At 58.1% G+C, this 12159-nt stretch carries 5 protein-coding genes and 1 tRNA gene; 2 read left to right on the top strand and 4 right to left on the bottom strand.

Going from position 1 to position 12159, the window contains the following annotated elements:
• Positions 1-237 precede the first annotated feature (237 nt).
• Both VGL38_12405 and VGL38_12410 read left to right on the top strand, forming a co-directional pair.
• Positions 238-645, top strand: coding sequence for a hypothetical protein (locus tag VGL38_12405; protein HEY3296224.1), 408 nt, complete (start codon positions 238-240; stop codon positions 643-645).
• Positions 646-756: 111 nt separating this feature from the next.
• Positions 757-830: transfer RNA gene (locus VGL38_12410), tRNA-Gly, on the top strand.
• Between the two features lie 174 nt (positions 831-1004).
• Here VGL38_12410 and VGL38_12415 read toward each other — a convergent pair.
• The 4 genes from VGL38_12415 to VGL38_12430 all read right to left on the bottom strand — a co-directional run bounded on the left by VGL38_12415 (position 1005) and on the right by VGL38_12430 (position 12132).
• A complete protein-coding gene (locus VGL38_12415) occupies positions 1005-1211 on the bottom strand; it encodes a hypothetical protein (GenBank protein HEY3296225.1) in 207 nt (68 codons plus the stop codon).
• Entirely contained in the window at positions 1208-2107 is a 900-nt protein-coding gene (locus VGL38_12420; GenBank protein ID HEY3296226.1) for an IS1595 family transposase, read from the bottom strand. Before VGL38_12420 ends, VGL38_12415 begins: the two co-directional genes overlap by 4 nt.
• A gap of 205 nt (positions 2108-2312) precedes the next feature.
• Entirely contained in the window at positions 2313-7484 is a 5172-nt protein-coding gene (locus tag VGL38_12425; protein HEY3296227.1) for a C25 family cysteine peptidase, read from the bottom strand.
• Positions 7485-7935: 451 nt separating this feature from the next.
• Complete coding sequence (locus tag VGL38_12430; protein HEY3296228.1) at positions 7936-12132, bottom strand: C25 family cysteine peptidase; 4197 nt, start codon at positions 12130-12132, stop codon at positions 7936-7938.
• Between the last annotated feature and the right edge of the window lie 27 nt (positions 12133-12159).

Below are 12159 nucleotides of genomic sequence, written 5' to 3' on the forward strand. Positions count from 1 at the left end.
AGAATTTTGATTTGAGAGATATAAAAGTATATCTTTTGCCGATCTAATAGACAAGCAAAGAGAGGCTTATACGCCTCTCCTCTTGAGCCTACAGCATTGAGATTTGAATCTCTTTTGTGTTGCATGAGATAATATATAACGTGGTATACTGTTTCTATGATGTGACTTTTGGTGGCAAAGGGCTTGTATTGTTGCCAAAGCGGGAGTATATTTGAGCACTAACTGAAGAGGTTGATCATGCCTAATACGATCTCTCTCGATGACATCGAAAAGCGGCTCCACGAGATAGACCGCAAGATCAAGAAACTCGAAGAAGAGAAAACAGAAATCCTTCGGGCCAAGACTATTCTGTTTGTTAACGATAGTGCGTCTGTCCCTGCCGACACGGGCACTAATGTGTACAAGGTGGTGTCGAAATCCCTCGATGTTATCCTGTGGGAGGCGTTTCAGGAGGAACCGGATAAGAAGTTTACCGAGGATGATATTGCACAACTACTGGCTGGCAAGCGTCTGGAGGGAGTATTCACGGATGCCGCACGTAACCTCCGGGGTTATGCCCGCCCCGTTCTGGGACGCATGGCCCGAACGGGGCAGATTAAGCAAGGGAAATCTGCCGACGGGCAAGTCTGGTACAAGAAGGCATGATCTGTCAAGGCCTCCAAACACACGCTATCTGAGGAGAGTTCAGCTTGTCGTAGCTATATTCTAAAACGAGAACAGCCCCATGCGCGGTAACACATGAGGCTGTAAACATCGGCCCCTGTAGCTCAACTGGAAAGAGTTCTCGGCTCCCAACCGGGCTGTTACGGGTTCGAGTCCCGTCAGGGGTACTACACCTTCGCAATTGGGGCGACTGGGTAAGGGACTGTGGTTTTAGAGGCCCGCGTCCGAGGGTTCAACTCCCTCTCGCTCCACCAAAGGTAACTCCAATGTAGTTATAGAATATGAATTTGTCAAGGGGCAGTTGCCACAAATCCCATGTCTATAACACGTTTCTCAAGCCTTTATTTCTTCGGCTTTTTGATGCCTTTCTCGCGGAGCCGCTCCTCGACTTTTTGGGGGTCGGCCTTCATGAATGTGAGCAATGCCTCGTCTGCCGTCAGGGGGTATAGCGATAGCGGCCCTTCCCGTTCTTTGGGCGGAGGGGCCTTGTCCGTCGGGGTCTTGGACTTTCGTTTGGGCTTGGGTTTCGGTGGCTCCTCTGGGGTCATAGTACCTCCTCGGTTAACTTCGAGTAGGTCAGCCGCTTGCCGCCCATGTTGGCGATAACCGAATCACACCGCTCGGCATCTGTTACCTTGCGGAAGCTCCAGCGGAAGGAGAACTCGTGGCAGTAACGGCCTAAGTGCTTCTTCGAGACGTGGTGGAACGTCCCGTGTACGCCCCGCTTCAACAGCGCGAAATACGCCTCAGCCGAGTTCGTATTCACGTCCCCACGGGCATACTCGCCACGGCTATGGCACACTGTCTGATGCCCACCCTCGAAATGCTTCCCGATCCCGCCGTAGGACTTCCACTCATCCGTCATGATCCGGGAGTCCGGTAGGACGGTTTCCTTGATCGCCCGGTGGAGCGTGTCCTTGGTCGCATCCGGGATCTTCCGGGAGTAGGCTCGGCCATCGCGCTCGATCATCGCCAAGACCGGGGTTTTCTTTTCGCTCCGGCCCTGTGACCACCGCCCCGTCTTTTTCCCGCCGACATACGTCTCGTCCACTTCGACCGTCCCTTGCAGAACGCCCATTAGCTCCATTGCCGCCCGGATACGGTGACAGAGGAACCACGCGGACTGATAGGAAGTCTTACCGAGTTCCCGCTTGATCTGGAGGGCGCTCATGCCCTTCTTCGAGGAAGTCATCAGGTGAAAGACGATCAGCCACTCCTTGCACGTGAGGTGCGAGCGGTGCATCACCGTACCCACGGTCACCGTGAACTGCTTCCGGCAGGCCGCGCACTTATACAGGCCCTCCCGATGGGCCTTGCCCGTTAAGGTATAAATCTTATCTTTGTTGCCACAGTGGGGACAGACCGGGCCATCGGGCCAGTATAGGTTCTCGATGTGCTGGCGGGCTTCCTCTTCCGTGAGCCTGCCGATTTGCGCGAGCGTCATGTTCTTTCATCCTTCTTGCTTGCCCTAAATATACGAATTAATTCTGGGTTTGTCAAGAGGATTATTCCGATAGTTATATGTATACCGAGCCTCCTATATAGATGCCCCGAATAGGCTCATCCGAACCCACAGGGATAATGACGGGGAACAAGCGACCCGGCCTTTCTGAGGCCGGGTCGCTCTGTTTCGAAGCGTGAAGAACGCCTTACGGCACGTCGGCGGCGAAGACGCGATAGTAGCGGCGTACGCCGAGGTTGATCGCGTTGGTGTCCGTGTAGGTTACGACCTGCCCCGTCGCCGGACCGGCAACCGAACCGATCATCGTGTCGAACGGACCGGTGGCGTTGGTCGAAGTATAGACGTGATAGAACGGCGCGCCCACGGAGGTCCAGCGCATAACCGAACTGCTCACCGTGGCGCTGTCTGCCTTGTAAATCACCACCTGAAGCGGGCCAAGGGGGAAGCCGTTGGCGCGGATCATGCGGTTGCCGGGCCGGTTGCTCAGATGCCCGCCGTCTTCGTTGTACCAGTTGTGGTCGCAGTTATCGTAAACGTACGATTGATGACTGCGCGTGCTCGTCGTATCTTCGGCAAAGGCCACCGGATTGGAGCGCGGCTCCTGATTGCCGACCGACAAATAGAACGGACTGTTGATCTGCAGCGACTGTCCATTGGTGCGCGTTACGACATCCGCCCATGCGGCGCCCGCGGGCAAACCACCCACGGTGTTGCCGGCGACGCCGGTGGTATCGCTGAAGAGGATCGTGCCGGGCAGGCCGCCGGGACCATCCGCCGAAATCACCTGGAAGAGGATCGGCCAGTGGCTGCCGGTTGGGTTGGTCGGGCAGATCGCAAACCGTCCCGCCGTGAGCGCGAAGGGATACGTGCCCGGATCGAACTTGACCGCCCACTTGAAGCCTTCGCCGTCGACCCAGTTGTAGCGCTCGGCCACACTGTCGTCATACGCCAGCCAGCCGCCGCCGATGGCGGCTACATTCATGCGGTAGGTGCCGCTTGCCGGCAGGTACGTGGACAGGAACTGAGCATCCGTTGCCCGGAAATAGTATTCATAACTTCCGGCGCTGAGGACAGGCGTCGTCGCCGCGTACTCTGTGGGGTAGCCCGTCGCCACCAGGGGCAGCGAGTCGTAGGAGACGGCATTGACCAGTCGATAGAACACCTTGGGTGTAAAGCCGGGCACATCATCGGTCACATGAGCCGTAAACAGCACCGGGCCCAGGTTCTGGTCCGCGTGGGGTGTGTGAGTAATGACCGGCGGAATGCCGATGGTGAAGTTCGCGTTTGAGGTATCTCCCACCGCTGGAACGCTGATACCCGTTATGCGAATCCGCGCGCTGTTGGTGGGAGGTCCGGTGACTGTCCAATCGAAGTCGGCGGAAGCAGATGCCGAGATGAGTTCCCACGTTGCCGATGGATAGTTGCGGTTGAATTCCACCCGGACTGGACCGAGGCCCGTCGATGTCCAGGATACCGTGGCGGCTCCGCCTGTCGGGTACAGTTCCCCGCCATTTGGCGTAAGCAACGTCGCCGTCGGCATGATGATCGTAAAGTTGGCTGCGCAGGTATCGCCCACCGCGGGATTCGTCACGCTGGTCATGCGGATGCGGGCGCTGGACGTTGCCGGTCCCGTTACTGTCCACGCCTGGCTTGAGCTGTTCGGAATATTCGAGAACAGCGTCTCCCATGTGCCCGACGGATAGTTGCGGTTGAGCGCGATATTGATGTTGCCCTGCACCGCCGTCGTTGTCCACAAAAGGTCATACACCTGTCCGACATACCACTGCTCGCTACCACGCGGCTGGACGACCGTGACGGAGGGATTGAGCTGGCCATTGCCGTCGGTGGTGAACATGATCGAGCGACCGTTCACCAGAGAGGCGGAACAGGGAGAGTAGACGTTCCAGTAGTAGTAGTCGATACCGGTGGAGTGATCCGCATTCTCGATACCTACCGTGGCGTAGTAGTTGTCGTTGCCCGAGTTATCCTGATTGGCACTCAGGTTGACCGTGTTGTACTGCACCTTAATTTTGCCGTCGCCACGGGCGGTCGGGTAATAGCTCGGGTCATACAGGAGCACCTCAAAGATTTCATCTACGCTGGTCCAGAGAGTCTGCACCTTCCATTCCACGGCGTAGTAATGTTCGGTGCTGTTGTAGTACCAGTAGACATTATTGTCCGCGCCCCAGGCCTTCAGATCATCCCAGTAAGCCGCCACGATGTTGGGCGGGCCGATGGGCGACCCCATCCGGTAATTACGGAAGTCCACTTGCGTGGAACTGCCGAACGAAAGCCAGCCGTTGGTACACACCGTGATCTGATTGAACGCCCGTCCATAGAAAGTGAAGTTGAACGGCAGATTCAGCACCGAACTCTGGTCGCCATCCTCGGCGGTATCGTTGAAATTGAGCGACGTGCCGGAGCCGGGATGCAATTCCACCCACTGATAGGTTGACCCTGAGCCGGACGGTTGTGTCTCGCTGTTGTCGTACGCGTAGTAGCCGCGCTCATCCGGCCCGGTCGGACTGGTGGAGACCGCCGGCCCGGTCGTAATGTAGAAGTTAGCCGCGTTGGGGGTGAACAGCGTGGTGTCGCTCTGGAAGAAATGCGAGCTGTCGAATACCGTGCTGTCACGGAACCCGTTGGCATCGGTCATGACCAGTTGCATGACGGTGCGGTGGCCGTTGAATGCGCCACCGTTTACCACGATATGGAAACGGTCGGTGCTGTTGGTGCCCGTGCCATTGGAGGCAATCGTGCCGAAGGTGCCGATAGAATCGGTCACCTGCACGAACGGATCCAGCGACCGCAGAATTCCGGTGGACGACACCATGGTCCGCGCGCCGGAATTGCGCATCGTTACCGTGAAATCGCCTTCTTCACCGGGATTCACGTTGCCGCCGGGCCCTGAGAAGGCTTGGCTGACGTAGACAATGTTCGGCGCGCGCGGTGTCAGATCTACGCGAACGGTCTGCGTTCCGATGGATGAGGCAAGATTCAGGAAGAACGTTGCCGGCTCATTGTCGAACACCGACGTAACCACGACACGGAAGGATGTGGTGGGATTGGCGTTACTGCCGGGCGCAAGGTTCGGATAAGCACTGATGCCCGATGTGATCTGTACGCCCGGAGAGGCCGTCGTCAACGTGCCGGTAATACCGGTGACCGTGGTGGTCGTGCCGGTGTTGGCAAGGTTGATCACCAGATCCACGGTTTCGCCGGGATTCAACACGTGGTTGTTGTCACCGATTGTGCCGCCGATGTTGTCGTCATCGACGGTCACCGAGTTCAATGCCAGCGTTGCCGTGCCGGAAACGACCTGAATCGAGTCGATATAGGCTTTGAGATTCTCGCGCGTAATCGTGACCTGCATGTAGCCGGTGGTGGCGGTGGAGCAGGGAAGATTGATCTGGCCGCTGGCATTGGTGTAGCCACGGCTAAAGGTTTCCGTGCCCTTCAACAGACACACGAAGGCGTCCTTGACGGGAGCCGACGTCTCGGAATTGATTACCGTGATCGCCACGTTGTTCGCGCCGCGGTTGATCGAGGCCGGCTTCGTGACGTTGGCGATGACCGGACGGTAGCGCCAGATGGCCACGGCAGGGTCGCCCATCAAGTTGTTCCAGTTGGAGAACGATGTCGTTTCCGTCGGGTGCGAAACGTGGTAATTGCGGTACAATTCCAACTTGCCGGCTACGAGCGCGGCGCCCTGCGACTGGATATCCAGCACATAGAGGCCATACATGACGCCCGCGTCGATGATGTTGTTGTACGGGACATGCGTGCTGGTGGTCGCCACGCCGACGCAGCCGATCGCGCCCTTGGGATTGGACGGTGTCTGTCCGGACGGCCTGAGCCAGTGTTCGCTGACGGCGTCGCCGTCGAAGTCGCCCGTGCCGCAGGTCACGGCCATGACAAACGGCGTCATCGGGTAGGCGTTGATCGCGTCTACCGTGCCCGTCACCGTTTCACTGACCCAGCTCATGCGGTGGTTGAAAACCGAAATACCGGACTGCAAATGGCTGTTCAAATCCGTGGTGGACATGCCGCCCGAATAGACGTTCCACGCCACCGGATTGATGCCGTGCTGCAGCATGATCTCGCGCGTGTACGCCTTGGTCGTGGCGTTGGACGGAATATGAGCCGTATGGGCCGCGCACCACCCGCTGGTAAACCAGGTGGTGTTGGTCATGTAAGGATTGGATTCGTAGTTGATGGACTTTGCCACCACCGATGCGAGGGAGTTGTCGTCGATCGCCGTGAGGCGGCCAATTGCCACGTCCGGCACCGGATCCGGATTCTCGCCGGCGTTATTGATCAGCTTCCCGTAGTAATTGTCGTACTCTCCGCCCGACGTCGTGCCGGTCGGAATCGCGTACGTACCGGTCACGTCACCCAGCAGACACACGCTCTCGAGCTGGCCGTTGCTGGAAGTGTACAGGTTATTGATGTAGGTACGGATTGCCGAAGCTGTGGTCCCCGTCTCCGCCGTGGTGGCGTAGACGGCATCCAGTCCGCGCCGCTTCTTCCAGGTCACAAGATTCTGCGCCTGCGTAATGGCGGCGGCAATATTCGGGCACACCACCAGATATTTTCCCGGCAGAACAGGAAGCGCATCCAGCGCGCTGCCGTCGAAATTCTCGAATTGCCGGTAGATCTTCTTGAAATCGGGGCTGATGGACGTGGGCGTAATGTGAATTTCGCTCGCGCCGACGCCGCCGGTATTGCTCACCATGACATCAATCGAATTGTACACGCGCATCTGGTGCGTTACCGGATTGATCTGCACCGGATAAGCGGACACCACCACGAAGCGGACGTCGCGCACCGCAGCAGGGTCGGAAACTTCGGCAATATTCGCCGGATACCACCGGTCTTCCGTATAAATGCTGGCGAGTGGAGAAGAGAAGCCGTCAATCGGCGCGCCTTCCGATCCTTCCAGCAATTGAACGGGAGAAATATCATGATCAAAGGTCTGCACCGTGAACGATTGATTGACCACGGTCAGCGCCACATCACCGGTGTTGCCGATCATGGCCATACGGTGTACGGTCGGCAGATCGGGAGCGCCCGGATCAAGCGTGGAAGCCTCACCGGACAGCCGGACCGTGGAATAGTCCGCGCCGTTCAACGTAACGGTGCCGAATTCGAGCGGCGGATCCGTGAACCGCAACCGGACCGATTCCGGATTGGGATCCACCACGGTGACGGGCATTTCCCGTACCGCGTCCGGACCGGACAGACGGTAAAAATTAGCCGGCAGCTTTGGCGGGGTCGTCGAACCGTGCGTGGCGGCCACACTAAGCGAGGCAAACACCACCAAGAGCAGGCACGCCGTCATCCATGCCTTCGGTTTCATCACAACAAATCCTGGGCAAGACTTCATCGGGTTCTTCTCTCGAAAACAATGTGGGACTTTCATAGGATATCCGAATTTAGGTAATTTACCATTTATCAAACGCGAAAGCAATACGCGCCTGATAGTCAGGAAAATTCGACGACAAATTCAACTTGAACATTACTCAGGGCTTCGTCGCTCATAGCGTGCGTAATGCGGGCGGCGCTGCACATGTCTCCGTATTGCCCGGGAATCTGCCTGATTGTGGAGAATTCTGCACAGCCTATCGCGCTGGGTCATCATGGCTGAATTCCACTTTCGCCATTCTGAATTCTCGCGGCCAGATTTCTCTGTAGTGCAAAGAAAAGGCCGCAAGAATGCATCTATGACATCGAAATATGCGAAACGCAATAGCAGAAGGCTCAGGATTTTTCCTGAGCCTTCTGCCGAAGCCGTCTCTTTCATCTCTGCGTTATCGTTCGCGTTTCACGGGACCCGGCCGGTCCGCAGTGGTCGCCGAGGGCGGCGAAACCATGGACTCGATGGGCGACGCCGCATTTCCGGCGGGGGATTCCGCCTGCACGATGTAGAAGTAGCGCTGGCTCCCGGGAGCAACATCGGTATAGCTTGTGTCCGACACTGTGGCAAGGTATGAGCCGGCGCCGGGAACGAAACCGGCATCGTTCCCCCGATACACACGGTACTGCACGGAAGGCAGCGGTATGCCGTGAACGTCGCTGTGCACGGCGTTCCACAACAGAACCACATCGGGCGCCGCATTGTAAACGACTAAATTCACCGGGGACTGCGGTGTGCTGCTGGGGTACTTAGCCGTCGTAAACAGAATTGCCCGTCCGCCGGTCAAAGCGGCGGCGCCGGGAATGGCCGGGCTTACCTGATTCCAGTAACTATACTGCACGCCATCGGTATTGTTCAGATTTTCGATGCCCACCGTGCAATAATCATTGGAACTGTAAGCGTCCGTCGTGTTGTTGCAGGTCAGGTACTGGAACAGAATCTCGCCATCGCCGGTGGGAGTCGCCGGATAGCCCGCTTCATACAGAATGCACTCGAACGTCTCGTCCGGATACGGCGCGGATCCATTGTACTTCTGCACATGGCTCCATTCGAGAATGTAGCGGTGGTTCGTCGCGTCATAATAGGAATACACTCCGGCGGGAGATGGCGGAACAAACGCGGTGACGCTCAAAGTGTATGCGCCGGAACTGGTGCCGTAGCCATCTACAATAATGTAGTACGTCGTTCCCGCCGTCATGGCCTGAGTGATCTGAGACTGGTAGCTGCAAAAGTCATCGTTGCAGGAGACTTCGCTGCTGCCGGGACAGGAGCCGCCGGTGCGGATCATCAGTCCCGTATCGTAGGAGCTGCCACAGAGCGACACCACGTAACTTCCCGTGGCCGTGGGTGTCCATTGGTAAATGACATCCGGCGCCCCACCAACGGAGCAGGAACTTGTGGTAAAGTTGTTCGCCTGTCCTGCAGTCGTTCCGGCGTCGGTATAGGGCACGGAGGGAATAACGGTGGCCGGGCAGTTGTCGCTGCCCTGATCCAGCGCATGAACCTCGCCGCGTCCGTCCGTTAAAGTGGTGGAGGGGGGAATGCGCAGATCATCCCAAAACGGCGCAATCATCCGCGACGGACCCAGAGCGGAGGGTATGGCATAGTTGCGGAAATCCGTGAAGGGGCTGTTGTCCGCGCCCATTGCAAGCCAGCCGTTCGAACAGACCGCAATCTGCGTGAAGGCCTGCCCGTAGTAGCGGAATGCGAACGGAAGATCGACCACCACGGTGGTATCCGCTTCATCCGCGGCATCGGTGATGGGAACAACCGTTCCCGCGCCGCCGCTGCGTGGATCGATTTCCACCCAATTATAGGTGGGGTGCTTGGCAAAATTCACGTCGGTATTATCGAATGCCCAATAGCCGTAGGCGTCCGGCGGAGTCGGCGAACTGGACGCCACCGAACCCATCACCAGACTGAAGTTCACCGTGTCGGAGAATCCATTGGCGAGGGGGAAGATGCACTGGAAGGGAATCCGCTCGCCGGGATAGGCATCGGTTGTCGCCGTCAGACTAAACGTATTCCCCGAATTGTTACATTGGCCATTAACCGTGGCCGCGGTGAAACTTCCCACGCTGTCCGTCACCAGCACCGCGAGGCTCCCTGAACGCAGGTAGCCGACGGTATTCGCCAGTGTCGCGGCGCGTCCCGCATTGACCAGTGTCAGGTAAAGCTGTCCGCTTTCGCCCGGATCCAGAATCCCGTTGCCGACATTCTGCAAGGTACTGCTCACCAGTTGCAGCGCCCCGTTGGCCGCGCGGATTGGAATGGCATTGGTCCACGTGTGGGCGGCATCATCCGTGACCGTCAGCGTGAACTGCAGTGTGCGGCCATCCGGCACATAATTGGAAAGGCTGAACACAAACGGCGCGGCAGGGGAGACGGTTGCTCCGGGAGAAATCGTGCCGTAATTCTGTGCGCCCGGAGTCAGCGTCACATACGGATCACTGATGGAAAGCGAAGCCGAAACGCCGGTAACCGCCGCCGAGCCCCAGTTTTTGAGCGGCAGAGAAAGTTCGAGCGTCTCACCCGGATTGGCCAGACCGTCGCCATTCCCCTGACTCGGTGCGATGTTGTCGTCATTCAAGGAGAAATTCGACGTTGGAGGCGCCACATACTGAGCAGCGTTGGTGACCAGCGCGTAATTTGCCGCGGGCCGGCAGTTGTGCTTGGTGGCGGTAATGAACAGCGTGTCCACGCTGCTCGTCGTAAAATTCAGCGTGACCTGCCCTGAAGCATTGGTCCAATCGCCGACGAATACTTCCGTACCCTTCAGCAGATTGACGTACGCCCCCGGCACCGGCTGGTTAGTCGCTTCCGTGACGGTCAGGGTCAACGTATTGGCTCCGGTCGACAGCGTGGCGGGATTGTTGACGTACAGCGTATCCGGAGTGTCGTTGAACACGTCAATTGCCGGATCGCCCAACAGCGTGGTGATGCCCATGAAGAAGGTTACGCGGCCCACGGATGAATCCGCCGGATAGCTGCGGTAGACTTCAAGCTTGGCACGCCGCAGGGCTCCGCCGGTGCTGTGAATACCTTCGGTCATCATCCCCTGCACCGCGCCGCTCATCAGGCAATTGTTGTAGCGGGTGTTGGTGTGAATAGACGACATGCCGCAGATTGCCACGGCGCCGGTAGGGCTGGAGACCGTTCCGCCCAGCAGCAAAGCCTCGCACAGGTCATAGCTGCTGCCGTTATAGTCATTGGTCCCGCAGGTCAGATTGAGAATATAGGGCCAGCGGCCGACGTTATTCAAAGATGACACGTTGCCGGTGCCATAACCGCTCATTCCAAGATAGCCGCGATAACACCAGAGGGAAACGCCCGAGTTGATGCTGGCGTTCATCTCGGTTGGGCCGAAGCTGACGTCTGTCCAGTATACGGTGTCGATGCTGGTGCTGGGGAAGCCTGCATCCATCATCCGGGCACGCACCGTGCGCATGGTCTGACACGGAGAAATACCCGAGCCGCTTCCGGCAAAACATCCGCCGCCCTTATACCAGTTCGGTTTGCTGCCGCCGGTAGTTGCGGTGGGTGTCTTCTCGTAGCGCAGGGTCTTGTTGACGATCTTCTGCAAGTCCGCCGTATTGTCGAAGGGCAAGCGTCCGATGTTGATGTCCGGCATCAGATCTGTGCCGTCGAGACGGGCAAAATCGTAGTCGCCGACGCCGGAGTTGCCCTCCAACGAGTAGGTGTAGCCGGGAATAATATAGGTCCCGTTGGCGTCACCCACCAGACAGACATATTCAAGCGGCGGATTCGCCGCATTGTAGCGTGCCTGAATGTACGCCTTTACATTGGTCGTCGTGAGCGTGGCGCCGATCTGCGCAGGGCCGGCGACTTCCACCGAACGCCCCTGACGCTTGCGCCACGTGATCAGATCTTTGATTCCATTCTGTGCCAGCGTATCCTTGGAGACGATGTACAGATACGTTCCGCGTACGACGATGTCATCCAGTCCCATGTCGCCCCAGTTCGGAAGCACGGCCCGAAGTTGCTCTGCCGTGCTCTCCGTAATAGGTCGACTATGGCCGACAACAGTACCGGTCTCCTGCACCCGCAGCGTTACGCTGCGCAGCACGCGAACCTTGTGCTGCGCGGAATTGTACTGCACGGCCTGCACGCGCAACGCCGCCAGTCCCACGCCGCCCATGATCTGGCGCGGCGTGAGAAGATAATGGGATTCCGGCCCGTACCCGTCCCGAGCGACGCTCCCCGGGTCTTCTGCCGAAAGATTGTAGGTTCCGTCGAGATCCGTCCACTCTTCGCTCACCACTTCCAGCAGCGGATCGCCGTCATAGCGCAGCCCGATCAACCGGGAGATCGCCGGCAGTTCGGTCGCGTTCTCATCTGCCGGCTCACCGGCCAACTGAAGTTGGTCGAGAGTCGAGCCGCCGGTGTGGGCTGCGTCGGTCGTCAGACCCGACACGGTGATTCCAATTTGCCACGCATTCGAACCTTCCGCCGACATCGTCACCTCGCACGGCTGACCGGGCAGAGTTGACGTCACCGGAATCCAGGCTCCGTAAGCGGCTCCTGCGGCAAGCAGCAGCAGGCCCAAAAGCGGGTACCATTGCAGTTTCATCGTAACGCTCCGTTAAGGAAGGGACAT

The sequence above is a fragment of the bacterium genome (genome assembly GCA_036504735.1).
Taxonomy (GTDB): Bacteria; Electryoneota; RPQS01; order RPQS01; family RPQS01; genus DASXUQ01.

Excerpts from the sequence above, each read along its gene's own strand:
- VGL38_12405 (HEY3296224.1), top strand. The coding sequence starts at position 238 with ATGCCTAATACGATCTCTCTCGATGACATCGAAAAGCGGCTCCACGAG.
- VGL38_12415 (HEY3296225.1), bottom strand. The coding sequence starts at position 1,211 with ATGACCCCAGAGGAGCCACCGAAACCCAAGCCCAAACGAAAGTCCAAG.
- VGL38_12420 (HEY3296226.1), bottom strand. The coding sequence starts at position 2,107 with ATGACGCTCGCGCAAATCGGCAGGCTCACGGAAGAGGAAGCCCGCCAG.
- VGL38_12425 (HEY3296227.1), bottom strand. The coding sequence starts at position 7,484 with ATGAAACCGAAGGCATGGATGACGGCGTGCCTGCTCTTGGTGGTGTTT.
- VGL38_12430 (HEY3296228.1), bottom strand. The coding sequence starts at position 12,132 with ATGAAACTGCAATGGTACCCGCTTTTGGGCCTGCTGCTGCTTGCCGCA.